This window comes from Streptomyces sp. R11 (genome assembly GCF_041051905.1).
In the GTDB taxonomy this organism is placed as follows: Bacteria; Actinomycetota; Actinomycetes; order Streptomycetales; family Streptomycetaceae; genus Streptomyces.
Map to the genome: position 1 here is coordinate 114603 of NZ_CP163432.1, position 18155 is coordinate 132757.

Consider the following 18155-nt stretch of genomic DNA (forward strand, 5'->3'; position numbering starts at 1 on the left):
CCGGGAGACGTCGCAGGTCAGGTGCGTCGCGGTCGCTGTCCGACGCTGCCTCGGCTCGCTCGCGCGCCGCGGTGACTGCGTCGGGCAGACCGGTGGTGACGAACATCCAGTCAAGGTCGGTTGTCCGCAGCGCCCCTGACGGCGAGTTCGTCACGGCGACGAATGCGGGCCTGCCGACCTCGCGGGCGCCGTAACCGGACATGTCGTCCCAGCCTTTCGGCCCGTCGGCAACGTCAAAGAGGCGGCGGCCGAGGAGGACAGCCCCCGAGCGGACGGTCCCCTCGTGCAGTGCCCGGCGATCGTCGGGGTCGTCGGAAAACGCCCACGTGTGCAAAGCATCGCCACCGGTGCCCAGGTCGATGCCCGGGCTGGTGGCGGGCCCGGTGACGCAGCCAGCAAGAGAGATGGAGGTGTCAGCGATGATTCTCGTCATGCCAGGGCAGACCTGATCCGCCGCCCAAACTCATCGCTCACGCATGAAGCCAGTGGCAGGTGCGAAATCGACAGCACGACGCGCGAGGCGGCACGTCAGACGTGCAACGAACGATCGCCCCAGCGCTCCAGGCCAGAACCCGCGAGCCGTTTCATCGGCTCCTCCGGAGCGTCAACGACCAGGAGACGCCCGGGACGTGGCGGACGGCCTTCGTCCGCGACACAAAACCAAAGGCGACCGCTCCGAACCAAAGGCGACCGCTCCGACATCTCAATACGCCGGCATCGGAAATCCGGCCACCCGGGGATTGCGGCTGGCGGAAGGCAGATCAGGACACACGGCGAACCCATGCGTTGCGGGGCTGGCCGGACGGCGCTCGGTCAACCAGTCGCACTGCCGGCGGATGCCGCCCGATCATGCCGGCTCCCGCTGCCACAAAGCCCGACATCCATCGCGTGGAGCAACCGCCTGCGGGCGGTTGGAAGTACTTCTTCGTCCCCTGTACCTGCATGGAACGCCCACACAGGCGGGGCAAGCGGTTCCCCTGACATGGGGAGGATGCCATGACCACCGTTGAGAGGAGAGCCACACCAGAAGGCAACTGCACCGCATGCTGCGCACAGGACGACAGCCCGAGCGCCAAGCCCGGCGGCGAAGCACCGGAAACAGCGCGTGAACGGGTCAACCGACGTTGGAACGAGATCCTGCAGGAGACGCGGGTCACCCAGACAGGCGTGCAGATCCTCTTCGGATTCCTGCTCAGTGTCGCTTTCACTCCCTTGTTCAGGGAGTTGGAGACGCTGGACCGGGCCATCTACGTCACCACCGTCGTACTCGGCGCGGCGGCCACCGGTTCGCTCATAGCACCCGTCTCCATCCACCGCTTCCTGTCCGGACAACGCATGAAAGACGAAGTGGTGGAGGCCGCCGGCCGTCTGATGATGTGCGGCATGATCCTCCTCGCCCTGACCATCGGCTGCACACTCCTGCTGATACTCCGTTTCGTCGTTCCCGGCGTCCTCGCTGAAATACTCGCCGGCTCGGTCATGCTGTGGTTCGCCCTGTGCTGGTACGTACTGCCCCTGTACCGACGCCCCGACGGCGCTCGCGGTCCGGGGGGTGCTGAAGCGGTGAGCGGGAGTGGCCGGCCCGCGGCTGACGGCTCCGCGATCGGAGGCGCTGAGGGCCCACCTCGCTGATGATTTCCACGCGGAGTCCGCAGTACAGGATCGAGTGACCTGAGCGTCTCCGAGGAGGCAACAGAGGCATGCCGAAAACTGCGTTTGGCGACGATCGCCTCCTCGTCGCCACCGCCAGGCCGCACACTCCCCTGACTTGGCTCCCAGCTCAACTTCTGTGCTGAACATCGCACTTCAGGCGCTGAAGCAAGGCGCCAGGGTCCATGATGATCGACCCCAGCCGGAAGAAGTCCGACCAGAGCACAATCGGCCACACGGTCATGCGGCCACTGCTATAAAAATCACCATGACCAGCCTGACAGTGGCCAGCAACGCAACCGACATAGCCGGTGCGGTGGGAACGATCGCCTCAGTGGTGGTGGGCGCCGCCGCGATCTACTGGGCTTATCGCGCGAACGTGCCGCGACGAAAGGCTGAATACTCCGTCGAGATCACACCGCTCCTCAAGAGCACGGTCAGCGACGTCACCGTGTACCGAGGACAACAGCGCCTCGCACACCCCCATACCATGACCCTCACACTGATCAACGTGGGTCACGGAGAATTCGAAGCATCCCACTTCAATGACAGGCCCGTTGAGTTCGCACTCGGATCCCGCATCGTCGCGAAACTGGCTGAGGAAACTGGGGGCAATCGAAGGGTCCCACCCGCAGACTTCAACGACGACACCTTCTATGTCCGACCTCACGTCATTCACAGGGGTCAAAAGATCACGTACAAGCTGCTCCTGGACGGCCCCCATCCTGCAGTGACGCCTCGCCACTCCTTGAGCGGGGACCTCCATCCCGCCCCCTGGCCGACGAGACTCGTCAAGCGCTGGCTGGTAGGGGCCTTCCTGCTGATCATCTGCGTAGGGGCATTGGCGACATGGGCTGAAGCCAATGCAGAGGCCGAGGCAAGATCCGCTATCGAGGAGGCCGTGAGAGATGCATATGGGCGCGGGCGGCATGACGGTCAGCAACTATGCCGACGGCTGCCGGACCATTGCACGTCGAACCCAGAGCCGGATGCCGTCGGTAGGCTGCCTACAGGCGTCGGCAGCTCGAGATAGGCAAGGCTCCATGAGCGCGATGCCTACTCGCGAAATCTTGACCTGAATGGCATTTAACTTTGAACCATGCTTTTTCAGTTTCACGCAATCGCACGCCAGTTGCCGGATACTCCGAACAGGTGAAGGATGGTTAGCGGGATAATCCTGCGCAGATCACGAGTTCGCGATCACGTCAGGCCCCGAAGATAGGATCATGGAGCGAGTGACGGCCTACCCTCCATCCGCATGTTGACCCAGCATGCGACAACAGAGCGGCGGCCAGTGACGTCGGGCAGCGCGGTGCCCAGCGCTCACGTCGTCGATAACACGCTAATCCGGCTCGTCGCCGTGGCCGACAATTAACCTGCCCGCCTCCGGGTCCCCAGGTGAGCAGGCCCGTCCGACCAGGCGCCGTGCCCGCCCCGCTCCCGATCAGTCACGCCCTGCTCTGTATATCGCCCGGGACGTGAAGATGCTCCGGGCGTAGATCCCCGGCAACAACCGTTCCTCAGGGCGAACAGCCATCGGAGACGACCATGGAGAAATTGACTCCCGTCGACCACAAGGTCAAGCACAAGTCGACCATCCCGGCGAACTTCGGCACCGAGATCGAGCTTTTCGTGCGGGAATACCAGGCCACCGGATCCGGGGGCACTCCCAAGCCGGTCCTCATGCTCCACGGCAGGAGCGTTCCGGCCCTGCCCGGCTGCGACCTCGTCATCCCTGCGGACGGCAGCCCCCCGCAGCCGGACAACAGCCTCAGCTGGGCGCAGGCCCTGGCAGGCAAGGGCTACAACGTGTACATCATGGACCTCCAGGGGTCCGGGCTCTCCCCTCGCCCGGAAATGCACGACCCGTGCAACGCGAACCCGGCCCAGCGGAGTCTCCTGAAGACCTACCCAGGTACGGATGACTGCGACCCGACAGCGAACTACCCGTTCCAGCTGGGGAATTCCCAGAGCGAATGGGACGAGCTGGGCACAGTCGTCAAGTTCATCAGGAAGCGGTGCGCCAACGAGAAGGTCGCCTTCATCGGCTGGTCCGCCGCCTCGTTCGTCATGGGCCCGTACGCTCTGCGGGCGCCCGGGGATGTGGCGAGCATGTTCCTTCTCGCGCCCATGTTCCCCCCCAACGGCCGATGGTCGACGAACATCGCAGACCCCTTCGCTCCGCCTCCCGGAACGCCCCTGCCCACGAAGCCCGAGTCAAAGCCGCCCGCGGTCTTCGGCTTCCCGATGAACCTGACCAGCAAGGCGGGACTCCAAGCCGGCATCAGTGACAAGGAACTGGCCGACCACGTGTGGCAGGCCATCATGGACTGCGACAGCATCGGCCAGAAGTGGGGCGGCTCGCCCCCGGGGCCACCCGAGGGCGTCATGCGGTGGCGCAATTCCTACTGGTGGGGCTGGAACGAGAGCACCGTGCCGCACGAATCAACGCTCGGCAGCACCGTACCGGTATGCATCGTCTACGGGGACCAGGACAGAACGGCCAACACCCCGGAGGAGCTGGGGCCGGTACTGCATTTCTCCGTTCCGAAGCTCTACAAGGCCATCCCAAAGGACGAAAAGTTGATGTTCCGTGTCGCGGGCTGGGACCACAACCCGGTCTGGGAACGCAAGGCCGCCAAGACCCTGCAGCACATGTCCTGGAAGTGGCTCAAGGACAAGAAGGTCTACGACGTCGAGAGCGGAAGCTGGTTCATGGACTCCGACGGCGTACTGACACAAATGGAGTGAGGCCAATCCCGCAAGCGATACACGGACGCGCCGGGGCCGGCCGACACCAGGCCCCGGCGCGAGCACAGGTCACCGGTACAGCCACAAGCCGTCACCGTCATCGAGGAAACAGGTAAGGAGCGCACGCCGTGTGCCGTCAGCACACGACGACAGTGCGGCTACTGTGTCTCTGGCACTCCAGGACAGCCGCACCGATGCCCAGTACACGAGCCTCCAATACAACTGGATTCGTTGCGCGGTGCTGCAGAGCAGGGCACAACGCAAAGTGGTGATCCTCGATTGCTGTTTCGATGGACAAGCCATCCACACTATGGCTGGGCCCGAGCCACTCCCCCTCGCCGATATCGAGGGCACCGTTCTCCTGACCGCAGCCTCGTCGAATCGTATGGCCCTCGCTCCGGCAGGCGAGCCCTACACCGCTTTTACGGGGAACTGATTGACATCCTCCGGCACGGCGTTCCCCACGGGCCGCAGGCCTAGACATCGACATGATCTTCCGCGAGATGAGCCGACGGGTCGCGACCAAGGCCCACCCTCTGCCCCAGATGCAGGCCCGAGGATCCATGGTCTGCTGCCCCTGGCCGGCAACCCGCAGTACCGCCAGGAACCGCCCTGCTGAACGCGCGTTCACCCCAGCCCCGATCCGAGACGGCCGGTCGATACTCTGCGGTCCGTACCGCCCTGGCAACCGGAGTCCGCCGGCTCAGATTGAGGGGAGGACGAGCGCGGGGAGCCACGGTGACCATGCGGTCCCACATGGCATCGACGGCCAGCCGGAACCACATACTCCCGCCGGTTCGACTTCGCAGAGGTCATCGGACGACGCCATGACGTATATGTCTCGTCGGTGTGGGACGGCACTAGCCCTGGCCTATCCGGCCTAATCTCGGTCGCTGAAGATTTGGCCGGTCCGGGGAACCCGGATCGAGAGGTGAGCGAGGAGTCCCATGGGTCTGCCCGGAATTCAGTCCTCGTCCCTTCAGACCATCGGCGGAACGCCACTGGTGCGCCTGAGTCGTGTCGTACCCGAGGGGGGCGGCTGACATCCTGGTCAAGGTTGAGGGCACCAACCCCACCGGCAGCTACAAAGATCGCATGGCTCTGGCCATGATCGAGAGCGCGGAACGCCGCGGTACATTGCGCCCGGGGCAGCGCGTCGTGGAGTTCACCGGCGGCAGTACAGGGTCTTCTTTGGCCTTCGTCTGCGCGGTGAAGGGCTATCCGCTGTCAATCGTGACCTCGGACGCGTTCGCACCGGAGAAGCTACGCACCATGCGGGCATTCGGCGCGGACGTGACGGTCGTGCCCAGCGACGAGGGCCGGATCACGCCTGAACTGTTCGTGCGTATGCGCGGTGAAGTCGACCGAATCATCGAGCGCGACGAGGCCTTCTGGACCGATCAGTTCCATAACCTCGACGCCCTCAACGGCTATGCAGAACTCGGTCGCGAAATTCTTCGGCAGACCGGTGGCGACGGTGTCACGGTGGACGTCTTCTGTGCCGCCGTCGGTACCGCCGGAATGTTCGCCGGCGTCAGCACAGCGTTGCGCAAGGGTGGCCTGGTCCGCGCCGTCGCCCTCGAACCGACCTCCTCGCCGATGCTGACCGCCGGTACAGCCGGACCGCACCGGGTGGAAGGAGTCGCCACCGGGATCATCCCGCCGCTGCTTACCGCGGACACGTTCGACGAAGCCCGCACTGTCGACGAAGAGGAGGCCCGTCGTCCGGCCTTGCCGCTCGCGCGGCAGGAAGGCATCTTCACCGGCACCTCTGGCGCCCTGAACGTCGCAGGCGCGCTTCACCTGGCCGGCGAGATCGGAGAAGGACAGATTGTCGTGACGGTCGCCCCAGACACCGGGCTCAAGTACCTCACGGGTGATCTGTTCATCGACTGACAGGACTCTGGCCCCCGCCAGTGGCGATGTCTGCCACGCGATTCCGGGCGAAACAACGGGGCGGAGGACACGTGCCGGGCGACGATCAGGTCCTGGAGGCGTCCCAACGGCCGTCTGGTGAGCGGCCCGGCTCGGGCAGCCGCTGCGCGGCCACGACCAAGACCACCAGTTCCCGAGGCCTTCGCCGAGGGACGGCAACCAATCACAGCCCCCACCGAACAGCCGGTCAGCATTCCTGGCATGGACATCAACCTCAAGGGCCAGACGGGGATCCGTGTTGCGCCTGTGCGAGATGTCGTTGCAGGTCGATGTGGCGAAATTGGTAGACCGTACCGACTTGGCGCAGAACGCCTCGATGCTCATGGGCATCTTGGAGGAAGGCCATCAACGACCAGGGCCCCATCAATGACCATGGAAGTCGGTTCAACACTGTGAGGCAGGTCGTGGTTACCGCGAACGCCGCCCACGCCGTCTCCCTGTATCCGGCGGCGACCCCGTATGCGAACCCGGCAGTGAGCCCGACGGCCAGCCCTCCGCCGATCCCGAACGCCGGTATGCCCGGAAACGGGCTCGTCAGCCCGCACAGGAACACACCCAGGAGTCCGAAGCCGAGAGGGTATACCAGCACGATCTGGAAGAGGTTTCGGCGATCTTGTGCCATCACTGTCCCCGGTCCGACCCTCTCGGCCAGATCAACTCGTCCCAGAGTCAGGTCTCCTGCCATGGACCAGAACGCGGCTCCGGCGATCAGGCCGGCGTATTGGGCGGCCCGGCCACCAGCGAACCCATAGACGAGAAGGGCTGCTACGAGAGCCGCCATGAGCCCAAGCATGAGGCCGGAGCGGTATCGGCGGCTTGGGTATTGCCCCGGTAGCGCGCTGTCCAACCCGTAGGGGGAGGCGCACGCGGCCACAAGGCCGGCGACCAGCATCCCGACGAGCCCCAGCACGAGCCCGAAACTGATGCCCACAACGAGGCCGACCGTCACAGCACCGAAGAGACCGGTCACAAGCGCCGCTGTGAGGTATTGAGGCACTGTAGGGACCGTCATGCCGAGTTCCCACCACGCCAGATCGGTACTGCCTCCCCGATGTGCTTCCAGATGGCGCGCAAGGACCGCGAGGGCCTGCTGAGCCTGGCCGGCAGACCAGCGGGGTGGCCGACGATGGTCGGGACCATAGGCAGCGGGGATAAAGGCGTCGAACAGGCGGGTGTATACGGCGGCGCGGGTGGGGAAGGCCGTGATGTCGCAGAGCTCGTTTGGGTGCGGGGGTTCGGGTACGGATGCGGCTTGTGGGCGGGGGGCGTAGATGGTGCGAGCCAGGAACAGCCCCAGCGGGGTGCTCAATGCCTGCCCAACTGGAGTGTCAGTGCCCAAGCGGGCGATCACCATGTCCCACTGGTGGCCGGCGCGCCCGTCGCCGTTACGGCGGAGATAGGCTGCTGCATGCGGCGGCTCTACAGGGAGCAATTGGATAGCAGCAGCACCATTGACACTCATCCCGGTATCAGGGTTGAGTGCCACGGCAGCCCGGTACACAGCGGTTCGGCTGGCCAGGACCAGGGGCTGATCGATGGGCAACTCCCGACTGAGGGCTTTGAGCGCTACCGGGTGCAGGGCGGGGGGAAGTTCATCGAAGCCGTCGAGCAGAGGCAGGATCCGGCCGTGGTCGACCAGTGCCTGTGCCAGGTCACCCGGCCCCTCTCGGGGAGGGGTGAGCAGAGTTGGTGCGGTGTCACTCAGACGCTCATACTCCCGCCGCAACTGCTCAGCCAGCCAATCCTTCAACGGGTGGCGAGGGTTCCAGGAGGCGAGGGAGAACAGAACGGGCACCGGGTCGCCGTCGCTGCGGCGTCCCATGAGGTCTGCGAGCAACCGGACCAGCAACACGCTCTTGCCTCCGCCAGGCTCTCCGAGGATCACCAGTCGGCGGGTGGGCACCTTTTTTAAGAACACGTCGCCGATTTCGGCATCCTGCCCAGACAGCCCTGCAGCATCCCGCGCCCAGTGCGCCTGGTCGCCGGGCCCTCCCCCCGGCCAGGACCGAGCCAAACCCGCAACATCCGGCCAGTCCTCGATCAAGTCCTCGTCCGCTGCCCGCCAGACCACCGGCAATGGCTGAGACTCGTAGATGCGGCGAAAGCGCGCCTCCTCGTTCAACCAATTCGTGACCGCCTTGGCCAGCTCCACAGCGGCCGTATCTTCGTCGAGAGCGGACGCCTCCGCCCGGTCGGCACGGAAGGCTGCCCAGGCCAGGTACACCGCAGGCAGGCCCAGCACCACTCCGGCCGCAATCGCGGGTGTTTCCAGTTCGTAGATCTCAGACAGCCCCAGCGCCACGGCCGAGCCCATCACGAACAACATCAGGTACCACACACTCACACGTCTTGGTCCGCCGCCAGGCCCCCCATGTCCCATAGCGCCTATTGTGCTAGGAACTGGTGAAAGATCATGGCATAAGTAGGGAAGACCCCCTCAGCGCTCTCACGGAGAGAGCGATACGAACGCCAAGGCGGGGCAGCGAGGGGCAGAGGTACGCGCTGACCTCGGACGAGGACCACGCTGACTTCTGGGGTTCTGCTCTTGAGGCCGAGGGGTTGTTCACACCGCTGCCGGGCGGAGAGGGAGCGCGAACGTCCGACTCCTGCGGACGGCGAGCAGGAGCCGGCTTCCAGAGTTCCGACGTGTCGCGTCTCCTCGCGGGGGCCAGGGGAAACTCTGACCGCCCGCTCGTTCGAGGCGGCGATCAGAAGAGGATCTCGCAGTCGATCCGAGTTTCGATGCGATGTCGCACCGGTCGGCCGTGCCGGCTTCGCCGTTTCCGTAGTCGGCGGTGCCGGTGGCGTCAGTGAGTATGCCGTTGCCTGCTCCGCCGCACAGGGCGTCGTTGGCCTCGCCACCGTTCAGGTCGTCCGGCCCCGCCTGTCCGTACCAGTTCACACCATTCCGCGTAGTTCGAGCTCCATCGCCGCACCGGCACTTGATGTCGAACCCCAGCCGCTCCCGCTCCGAGACGCAGCCGCCCGAACGACACACCCAATCGTGCGGCAGGCCAGGAGCGGCTATTCCTGAGTAGGAGCTGCTTAGCCTGGCGCACTTCAGGATACGTGCAGTTCATGAGGTTGCTGACGTGGCTGGGCGGTTGGCGTGGCCGTAGGGCCGCGGCCAGCGGCATGGCCGTCCTGGGCCGCGGCGCCGGACGCCCCCTGCTGGGCACGCCTGGAACGCACCTGGCGCGACGGCGACGTCGTCCGCATCCGCTTCCCCCTATAGGCCCGGGCTGCGCACCTGGCCTGCCCAACACGGCGCCCTACGCGTCGAAAGGGGCCCACTAAAATACTCGCTGGACATCGGGGAACGATACGAACGCATCTGTGGAGACGACACTTTCCCCGCCTACGCGGTCCACCCCACGACACCGTGGAACTACGGCCTGGTCTTGGACACTCGGCTGACCGTCACACAGAGAGGTTCCGCCGTGCCGGACCAGCCCTTCACTTCCCAAGACTCACCGGTGCGGTTCTCGGCACAGGCCCGCCGCATACCGGAGTGGATCGCGGATGACGAACATGTCGTCGCGCCGCTCCAGGACGGCCCGACGCGCACCGCCAACCGCCATGGAAACCGTCACCCTCATCCCCTCGGGTGCGGCCCGACTTCGGATCAACTCGTTCCCTACCGCGGCCCCCGACGGCAGGCAGTGGCCCCCGTAACCGCCCCTCCGCCGCCTCGCGGACAAGAACAGCGGCAAAGTCCTCGCCCCGAACGGGATGTCCACGGAGAACAGCGCCCGTGTCGTGCAGTTCGCCAACACCGGTACCGGCGACCACGCCTGGCAACTCATGGACAAGGGCGACGGCTGGTGCCTGATCCGCGACGGCCACAGCGGCAAGGTTCTCGGCGTCGACCACATGTCCGTGGAGAACAGCGCCGTCGTCGTGCAGTTCGACGACAACGGCACGGCCGACCAGCTGTGGCGCTTCCTGTGACGACGTGAGCAGAGGACGCCTTGTCTCAGTGGACGCTGTCCTTACCGGGTTGTTCGGCTGCCGTCGGCACCGGCCGTGAGGAGCCGTCGGTTTGCTGCAATTCGGCCAGCAGTTGGTTTCGCCCGGCCAGGAGCTCGGTCAGGATTCGGCGGGCCGCACGGAGCAGTTCGGCCACGTCGCCGCCAGCGAGTGCATAGCTGACGGTGGAGCCTTCCCGGATCGACACGACGATGCCCGCACGGCGCAGGACGGCCAACTGCTGCGAGAGGCTGGAGGGTTCGATTTCGATATCTGCAAGCAAGTCCCGCACCTGGACCGGGCCGTGCTGCAGCAGTTCCAGCACTCTGATGCGCGCCGGGTGCCCGAGCATACGGAAGAATTCCGCTTTGGCTTGATAAAGGGGAACTTGCATCACGCTCTTCCTGCCGGTCGGGGTGTGCCTCCCATGGCGCGACGGTACCCGAGGGGTCGGCCGCGCCATGGGTTTTCCCTGCTCATTCTCATCGGACCTGGCGGCTCTCGTTCATGAAGTGCGACCCTCTCCATCTGATGACTTGAAGAAGTCTTCAATTCGTGAGCGTGCGTCGGCCCGGTTGACAGGGTTGGTCAGACCTCGAGTTGCTCTTCAAGCCGCTTGAGTTGCAGGCGGGCCATCGCCAAGTTGGAGCGGGCCTTGTCGAGGACGAGGTAAAGGAACAGGCCGTTGCCGCTCCTGACGGCCACCAGCCGGATGAGGTGGTACTGGTTTCCCAGCGTGATCAAGATGTCCTCCACCTGACCCTTGAGCCCGAGATGCTCCATCGTGCGCACCTTGGCACGGATGACGTCCGTGTTCCCCGCTGCGGCGATGGTCAGGTCCAGGTCCTTGCCCCCGCCCAAGGTGCCGAGGGCCATGCCGCTCGTGTAGTCGACGACGGCCGCTCCCATCGCGCCCTCGATCCCGGTCATCATTTCCTTCAACGTCACTTCCACACTCGCCATCGGCGCCTCCCCTTGTTGTTGCTGTGGCGGGCACCGGTGCCGGGCCCGCCCCGTGAGCGGCACCGTAGGCGTTCGAACCTGGCCCTAGGCGGTTTCGTTTGGATCAGCGGGCGGACCAGAGGAAGATGCCTGCGACGTGAAGTCCGGCCAGGTAGATGGTGGCGGTCTTCTCGTAGCGGGTGGCGATTCCGCGCCACTGTTTCAGGCGGTTGATGCACCGCTCGACGGTGTTGCGCTGCTTGTAGGTCTCGCGGTCGAAGGCGGGTGGTCTGCCGCCTCGGCTGCCGCGACGCAGCCGATGGCCGCGCTGGTCCGCCGGAACAGGAATCACCGCACGGATGCCGCGCTTGCGCAGGTGGTCGCGGATCGCGCAGGACGAGTACGCCTTATCGGCCAGGACCACGTCCGGCCTGGTGCGGGGCCGTCCACGGCGCCGGGGCACGCGCAGGCGGGCCATGACGTCGGTGAAGGCCGGTGCGTCGCCGGCCTGTCCGGCGGTGAGGACGAACGCCAGAGGCCGGCAGCGGGAATCGGCAGCGAGGTGGATCTTCGTGGTCAGTCCCCCGCGGGACCGGCCGACGGCGTGGTCGGCCGGCTCGCCTGCCGGGGCCCCTTTTTGCGGGCCCCGGCCGCATGCTGGTGAGCACGCACGATCGTGGAGTCGACCGAGACCGCCCAGTTCAGATCCTCGTCCGCGTCGGCCTGGGCCATCAGCGCGGTGAACACCCGCTCCCAGGTGCCGTCAACGGCCCACATCCGAAGCCGGTTGTAGACGCCTCTCCAGTTGCCGTACCTATCCGGCAGATGGACCCACTGCGTTCCGGTCTGGAACTTGAAGGCAATGGCGTCGATCACTTCACGGTGATCCCGCCACCGGCCACCCCGCTTCGGCGTCCGGTCCGGGAGCAACGGCTCGATCCGCGCCCACTGCGCGTCAGTTAACGGCACACCCGGACCAACGACCGACCGATCCAAACGAAACGGCCTAGGTTGGCCTGTCCTCGAACGACAGGGACAGATCGAAATGGCAACCTGAACAGATCATCTGACGATCAGGCATGACCGTCCGTAGAGTTCTACGCAAGCCCTAGAGGGTGCTGGGAGGTCCCGGGCGTGCCTGCCGCCATGCACGACGCGGACGATCTGTTCTTCGACGGGGCCAGCCAGATCCAAATGCCATGCTGGTCCAGTGGCAGGGTCGCGCTGGTGGGCAACGCCGTGTACGCGCCCTCGTTCCTCACCGGACAGGGCTCCAGCCTCGCGCTGGTCGGCGCGTACATGTTGGCGTCCCTGGCCGACCGGGACCACACCGCGGGCTTCGCTGCGTACGAACACGACACCCGTGAGCTCGTGACCGTCGATCAGGAGCAGGTCGGCGAGGGCGATGCCGCGCTCTTCCCTGCCACCGCCCTTGCCCTGAAGCAGCGCAACGACATGCTGCGCAATCTCAGCGCCATGCCCGCCGCGGAGGGACGCCCTACCCAGCGGAGGGACGCCCTACCCATTCGGCCCTCACCCTGCCCGAGTTCATGCCCATGAGGTGATCCCGGGAGCGGCGCCGCCGGGACCGTATGCGCGCCGATGGCGGTGTCACATGTGGTCGAGGCGGCGGTCCGGACCCGGAACTGGGGACGGTGGGTGCGCTGGTCGCGCGCTCGCACTCCGGCAAGGCGAGGCGTGAGGGTTGGGGTGGGTGCCGGGGCTAGGAAGCAAGGTCTGCGACCCCGGTGGGCAGCTCCCGCCCGCGGAGTGAGCGGTGGGAGAGAGCCGGAGCCTTCGGCGTGTGGTGGATCGGCGTCCCCGAACCGGTCAGCGGGAGACCCGTTCCGCCTCTGCGGGTCGCGACGATCTCCGCGGCGATCGACAAGGCGGTCTCCTCGGGCGTACGGCCTCCGAGGTCGAGCCCGATGGGTGACCTCAGCCGAGCCAACTCCTCCTCACTCAGGCCCACTTCGCGCAACCTGCGGTCCCGGTCGATGTGGGTACGGCGCGAACCCATCGCGCCCACGAACGCGACCGGCAGCCGCAGCGCCACATCCAGCAGGGGGACGTCGAACTTGGCGTCGTGCGTGAGGACGCACAGCACGGTCCGGCCGTCGGTCCGGGTGCCCCGCAGATAGCGGTGCGGCCAGTCCACAACGACCTCGTCCGCCTCGGGGAAGCGCGCCGGCGTGGTGAACACCGGCCGGGCGTCGCACACGGTGACGTGATAGCCCAGGAACTTACCGACCCGCACCAGCGCCGCGGCGAAGTCGACCGCGCCGAAGACGATCATCCGCGGCGCAGGCGTGCTGGACTCCACGAGCAGGGTGAGGCCGTCGGGGCAGTGCGAGCCGTCCGGCGACAGCTCCACCGTGCCCGTGCGTCCGGCGTCGAGCGCGGCCAGGGCCTGTGCCGCGGCCGTGCGGTCGAGGTCATCGTGGATCCCGAGGCCGCCTTCCGTGGAGCCGTCGCCGTGGACGAGCAGGGTGGCACCGAGGTGGGCGGCCGGGCCCTCGACGACTCGGGCCATGGCCACCGGCTCGCCTTTGGCCACCGTCTCCAGAGCGGAGCGCAGCAGTGCACTGACGGGCGTGTCCGCGAGCACGGGCGTGACCATCACGTCGAGGACACCGCCGCAGGTCAGGCCTACGGCAAACGCATCCTCGTCGCTGTAGCCGAAGCGCTCCAGCACGGTGTGCCCGGTCTCCAGCGCCTGGGCACACAGGTCGTAGACCGCGCCCTCGACGCACCCGCCCGACACCGAGCCGATGGCCGTGCCGGCCCTGTCGACGGCGAGTGTGGCGCCGGGGCCCCGTGGGGCGCTGCCGCCGACGGACACGACGGTGGCGACGGCGACATCACGCCCCTCGGCCAGCCAGTTCTTCAGCTCCGGCAGAAGGTCAAGCATCGCAGCCTGCCGTCAGGACGCGGTCCGGGCGGATGGGCAGGCTGCGGTGCCGTACGCCGGTGGCGTGCCAGACCGCGTTGGCGATGGCGGCCGCGGCGCCGACGATGCCCACCTCGCCGATGCCCTTGATGCCGACCGGGTCGTCGGGGTCGGTGTCGTCCACCCAGTCCGCCTCGATGCGCGGGACATCGGCGTGGGTGGCCACGTGATAACCGGCCAGGTCGGCGCCGACGGGCCCGCCGAAGGCGGGGTCGCGCACGGCTTCCTCGTGCAGGGCCATGGAGATGCCCCAGATCATGCCGCCGGTGAACTGGCCCCGTGCGGTCAGCGGGTTCACGATGCGGCCGGCGGCGAAGATGCCGAGCATGCGTCGTACGCGCACCTCACCCGTGGCCGGGTCCACGGCCACCTCGGCGAACTGGGCGCCGTAGGAGTGCCGTTCCATGTTCGCGAGCGCGGCGATCTGCGCGGTGGTGTCCGAGCGCACGGTGATTCCTTCTGCGGGGATGACCATGCCGGGGACGAGTCGTTCCCGCAGCTCGCGGGCGGCCGCGACGATGGCCATGGACCAGGAGCGGGTGCCCATCGAACCGCCCGCGATCATCGCGAAGCCGAACTCGCTGTCCCCGATCCGCACGGTCACCCGCTCGGGTACGACGTCGAGGGCGTCGGCCGCGACGAGAGTGAGCGCGGTCCGCGCGCCGGTGCCGATGTCGGCCGCCGATATCCGCACGGTGAAGCGGCCGTCGGCCTCGGCGGTGATGGCGGCGGTGGAGGGGGCTGCGCCCGCGGGGAAGGACGCGGCGGCGGTGCCGGTGCCCAGCAGCCATCGGCCTTCGCGCCGCACACCCGGCCGGGGATCGCGCTCGGTCCAGCCGAAACGGCGAGCGCCCTCCTCGAAGCAGGCGCGCAGGTTGCGCTTGGCGAAGGGCAGACCGGAGACGGGGCCCTTGTCCGGTTCGTTGCGCAGTCGCAGTTCGATCGGGTCGATCCCGCACTTCTCGGCGAGTTCGTCGAGCGCGGACTCCAGCGCGAAGGCTCCCGGAGCCTCACCGGGCGCGCGCATGAAGGTGGGGCTGGGCACGTCGAGGCGTACGACGCGGTTCTCGGTGTGGTGGGCGTCGGCGTCGTACATCACCCGCGCCACGCCGGCGCTCGGCTCGACGAACTCGTACACGGTGGCGGTGCGGCTCACCGAGCGGTGGTCCAGGGCACGCAGCCGCCCGTCGGCGTCGGCGCCGAGCCTGACCCGCTGGACGGTGGGGCTGCGGTGCCCGGCCAGCGCGAACATCTGGGGCCGGGTCAGAGCGACGCGCACCGGACGCTGGAGGATCGTCGCGGCCATCACGGCCGCCACCTGGTGGGCGCGTACGCCCTTGCTGCCGAAGCCACCGCCGACGTGCTCCGAACGCACCCGCACCGACGCGGGATCCAGCGAGAACAGATTCGCCAGCTCGCCGACGACCCAGGTGGCGCCCTGGTTGGAGTCGACCACCTCCAGTCGGCCGTCCTCCCAGCGGGCGGTCGCCGCGTGGGGCTCCATGGGGTGGTGGTGTTCCTCCGGAGTGGTGTACTCCTCGTCCACGACGGCTGCTGACGTGGCCAGTTCGGCTTCCAGGTCGCCCTTGTCCGTCACTCCCGGCATGTGGCCGTCCACGGGATAGGAGTCCGGGTGCTCGCCGGTGAACTCGATGTCGTGCGGCAGCGGTTCGTACTCGACGACCAGGGCCTCGGCCGCCTCCCGCGCCTGCTCGGGTGTCTCCGCGACAACCAGGGCCACCGGCCAGCCCAGGTGGGGCACGGTGTCGTTCTGGAAGACGGCGCAGGTGGGGTCGGGCCTGCTGCCCAGCAGGCCGACGTAGTCGGTCTCCAGGCGCGGGGCGCTGCGGTGGTCCAGGACTGCGACGACGCCGGGCATCTCAAGGACGGGAGCGCTCGCGATGTCGCGGATGCGGCCCCGCGCCACGGTGGACAACACCAGCCAGCCGTAGGCGAGTTCGGTGAACGGTATGTCGCCCGCGTAACGTGCCGCGCCGGTGACCTTGTCCCGGCCCTCCACCCGGACGTGACCGGCGCCGACCGCGCGTACGGCGACTGATTGCGCGGTGGTGGTCATCGCGCGGCCTCCTCGGCGAGTTCGCTCAGCACGGCCACGGTCAGGTTGCGCATCAGGGTCACCTTGTATCCGTTGTGCGGCAGCGGCCGGGCCGCGGCGAGTTCGGCTTCGGCGGCGGCCGCGTACGTTTCGGCCGTGGCGGGCGCCCCGATGAGGAGCCGCTCTGCGGTGCGTGCGCGCCATGGCCGGGAGGCGACCGCGCCGAACGCCAGGCGTGCGTCGTGCACGACCCCGTCGCGGATGTCGAGCGCGGCCGCGACGGAGCCGATGGCGAAGGCGTAGGAGGCGCGCTCGCGCACCTTCCGGTACCGGGAGCGGGCCGCGACCGGCACCCGGGGCAGGGAGACGCCGGTGATCAGCGCACCCGCCGGCAGGGCCGTCTCGCGGTGCGGTGTCTCGGCAACGGGAAGATACAGCTGCCCGATCGGCAACTCGCCCTGTCCTCCAGCGGTTTCGTAATGCAGGACGGCGTCGAGGGCGGTCAGGGCAACGGCCATGTCCGAGGGGTGTACGGCCACACACGTCTCGGACGCGCCGAGGATGGCGTGGTTGTGGTGCTCGCCGCTGATGGCCGGGCAGCCGCTGCCGGGTTCGCGCTTGTTGCACGGCTTGGTCGTGTCGGTGAAGTAGGCGCAGCGGGTGCGCTGCAGGAGGTTGCCGCCGACCGTGGCCATGTTGCGCAGCTGGCCGGAGGCACCGGCGAGCACCGCCTGGGCCAGCATCGGGTAGTGGCTGCGGACTTCGGGGTGGGCGGCGAGGTCGCTGTTGGTGGCCGTCGCACCGACGCGCAGTCCGCCGTCCGCGGCCGGCTCGATGCGGTCCAGGGGCAGCTCCCGTACGTCGACGAGGCGGGCGGGGCGTTCCACGCCGCTCTTCATCAGGTCGACCAGGTTGGTGCCGCCCGCGAGGTAGCGCGCGTGCGGATCGTCGTCGAGGAGGGCGACGGCACCCGGCACGTCGGGGGCCCTGCGGTAGTCGAACTCCCTCATGCGACGGCCTCCCTGGACTGCGCCGGCACGTCCGCAGCTGACGAGGCCTCGGCCTCGGCCGCTCGTGCGACGGCCTCGACGATCGACGTGTAGGCGCTGCAGCGACACAGGTTGCCGCTCATCCGCTCACGGATCTCGTCCGGGGTCAGCGGTGGCGGCCCGGCCGTCGGGCGTACGTCGTCGGATGCGGCGCTCGGCCAACCGGCCGCGTGCTCCGCGAGCATGCCGATCGCCGAACAGATCTGTCCGGGGGTGCAGTAACCGCACTGGTATCCGTCGAGTTCGAGGAACGCCTGCTGCACCGGATGCAGGTGGTCGCCGTCCGCGACGCCTTCGATGGTGGTGATCTCACGCCCTTCGGCCGCGACCGCGAGTTGCAGACAGGCGACCGTCCTGCGGCCGTCGACCAGAACGGTGCAGGCACCGCACTGCCCCTGGTCGCAGCCCTTCTTGGTGCCGGTGAGATCGAGTCGCTCGCGCAGGGCGTCGAGCAGGGTGGTGCGGTGGTCGACGGGCAGCGTGTGCTTCTCGCCGTTGATGTGCAGGGTGATGACGCTGGACGTCGATAAGGCCATGAGCAACTTCCTTCAGGCATTCGGTACTTGAGGGGCCCGAGCCTCGGGCGGGCGTGGACCCGGAAGGCGCCGTCTCGGCTACCTGGGGTGCGCGTTTGCCGTGAGGGTCTGCGGTGGTGCGCGCCATCGCTGGTGATGGAGGGCGCTTGTATTGAGTTGGGGGTGATGGTGAGTGCTTGTGACAGTGGGGGCGTGACGGTGGGGCACTTGTGCTTGTGCGGGTGCGAGCGCATGGAGTGCACGAGGTACACGGCGGAAGATGAACAGCGCTGAACGGCGGCAGAGGACTGACGCGCCTGTCGCGTCCGGAGCTAGAG

The 18155-nt window shown here is 67.5% G+C and carries 12 protein-coding genes and 3 pseudogenes; 6 read left to right on the forward strand and 9 right to left on the reverse strand.

The features are described 5' to 3' along the window. Positions 1 to 34 precede the first annotated feature (34 nt). Positions 35 to 433, reverse strand: a pseudogene (locus tag AB5J55_RS00670) (dihydrofolate reductase); the annotation flags it as partial. A 563-nt stretch (positions 434 to 996) separates the two neighbouring features. Between AB5J55_RS00670 and AB5J55_RS00675 the strand changes: the two are divergent. The 4 genes from AB5J55_RS00675 (at position 997) to AB5J55_RS00690 (ending at position 6297) form a co-directional block, all read left to right on the forward strand. Then, positions 997 to 1632, forward strand: a complete 636-nt coding sequence (locus tag AB5J55_RS00675) for a DUF6328 family protein (protein ID WP_369268738.1) — start codon at positions 997 to 999, stop codon at positions 1630 to 1632. A gap of 157 nt (positions 1633 to 1789) precedes the next feature. Next, positions 1790 to 2683, forward strand: a complete 894-nt coding sequence (locus AB5J55_RS00680) for a hypothetical protein (protein ID WP_369268739.1) — start codon at positions 1790 to 1792, stop codon at positions 2681 to 2683. Between the two features lie 515 nt (positions 2684 to 3198). After that, a complete protein-coding gene (locus AB5J55_RS00685; RefSeq protein WP_369268740.1) occupies positions 3199 to 4401 on the forward strand; it encodes an alpha/beta hydrolase in 1203 nt (400 codons plus the stop codon). Between the two features lie 1017 nt (positions 4402 to 5418). Further along, positions 5419 to 6297 (forward strand): PLP-dependent cysteine synthase family protein, encoded by an 879-nt coding sequence (locus tag AB5J55_RS00690; protein WP_369268741.1) that lies wholly within the window; start codon positions 5419 to 5421, stop codon positions 6295 to 6297. Positions 6298 to 6550: 253 nt separating this feature from the next. Here the strand turns inward: AB5J55_RS00690 and AB5J55_RS00695 are convergent, their stop codons facing one another. After that, positions 6551 to 8680 carry an NACHT domain-containing NTPase gene (locus AB5J55_RS00695; RefSeq protein WP_369268742.1) on the reverse strand — a complete coding sequence of 710 codons (2130 nt, stop codon included), beginning with the start codon at positions 8678 to 8680 and terminating at the stop codon, positions 6551 to 6553. Positions 8681 to 9502: 822 nt separating this feature from the next. Between AB5J55_RS00695 and AB5J55_RS00700 the strand changes: the two are divergent. Then, positions 9503 to 10287: pseudogene (locus tag AB5J55_RS00700) on the forward strand (RICIN domain-containing protein); the annotation flags it as partial. A gap of 25 nt (positions 10288 to 10312) precedes the next feature. Here AB5J55_RS00700 and AB5J55_RS00705 read toward each other — a convergent pair. From AB5J55_RS00705 to AB5J55_RS00715, 3 genes are all read right to left on the reverse strand, one after another. Next, the gene (locus AB5J55_RS00705; protein WP_362385566.1) at positions 10313 to 10699 is read right to left on the reverse strand and encodes a metalloregulator ArsR/SmtB family transcription factor; all 387 of its coding nucleotides are present in this window, start codon (positions 10697 to 10699) and stop codon (positions 10313 to 10315) included. Between the two features lie 194 nt (positions 10700 to 10893). Beyond that, positions 10894 to 11268, reverse strand: coding sequence for a hypothetical protein (locus tag AB5J55_RS00710; RefSeq protein WP_369268743.1), 375 nt, complete (start codon positions 11266 to 11268; stop codon positions 10894 to 10896). Positions 11269 to 11371: 103 nt separating this feature from the next. Then, positions 11372 to 12243 (reverse strand): IS5 family transposase gene (locus AB5J55_RS00715; RefSeq protein ID WP_369268744.1). Its coding sequence is split into 2 segments (ribosomal slippage): positions 11372 to 11883 and positions 11883 to 12243, totalling 873 coding nucleotides; the frame shifts between segments, so codons are not numbered across the junction. 123 nt (positions 12244 to 12366) lie between these two features. Between AB5J55_RS00715 and AB5J55_RS00720 the strand changes: the two are divergent. Further along, positions 12367 to 12812, forward strand: a pseudogene (locus tag AB5J55_RS00720) (FAD-dependent oxidoreductase); the annotation flags it as partial. 158 nt (positions 12813 to 12970) lie between these two features. Here AB5J55_RS00720 and AB5J55_RS00725 read toward each other — a convergent pair. The 4 genes from AB5J55_RS00725 to AB5J55_RS00740 are packed head-to-tail and all read right to left on the reverse strand — an operon-like array spanning position 12971 to position 17838. Beyond that, positions 12971 to 14158 carry an XdhC family protein gene (locus tag AB5J55_RS00725; protein ID WP_369268745.1) on the reverse strand — a complete coding sequence of 396 codons (1188 nt, stop codon included), beginning with the start codon at positions 14156 to 14158 and terminating at the stop codon, positions 12971 to 12973. Then, on the reverse strand, positions 14151 to 16274 hold the full coding sequence (locus AB5J55_RS00730) for a xanthine dehydrogenase family protein molybdopterin-binding subunit (protein WP_369268746.1): 2124 nt from the start codon (positions 16272 to 16274) through the stop codon (positions 14151 to 14153). The genes AB5J55_RS00725 and AB5J55_RS00730 overlap by 8 nt, the downstream gene beginning before the upstream one ends. Then, positions 16271 to 17263: a xanthine dehydrogenase family protein subunit M gene (locus tag AB5J55_RS00735; protein WP_369268747.1), complete on the reverse strand. Its 993-nt coding sequence runs from the start codon at positions 17261 to 17263 to the stop codon at positions 16271 to 16273. The genes AB5J55_RS00730 and AB5J55_RS00735 overlap by 4 nt, the downstream gene beginning before the upstream one ends. Beyond that, positions 17260 to 17838, reverse strand: coding sequence for a (2Fe-2S)-binding protein (locus AB5J55_RS00740; RefSeq protein ID WP_369268748.1), 579 nt, complete (start codon positions 17836 to 17838; stop codon positions 17260 to 17262). The genes AB5J55_RS00735 and AB5J55_RS00740 overlap by 4 nt, the downstream gene beginning before the upstream one ends. Positions 17839 to 18155 lie beyond the last annotated feature (317 nt).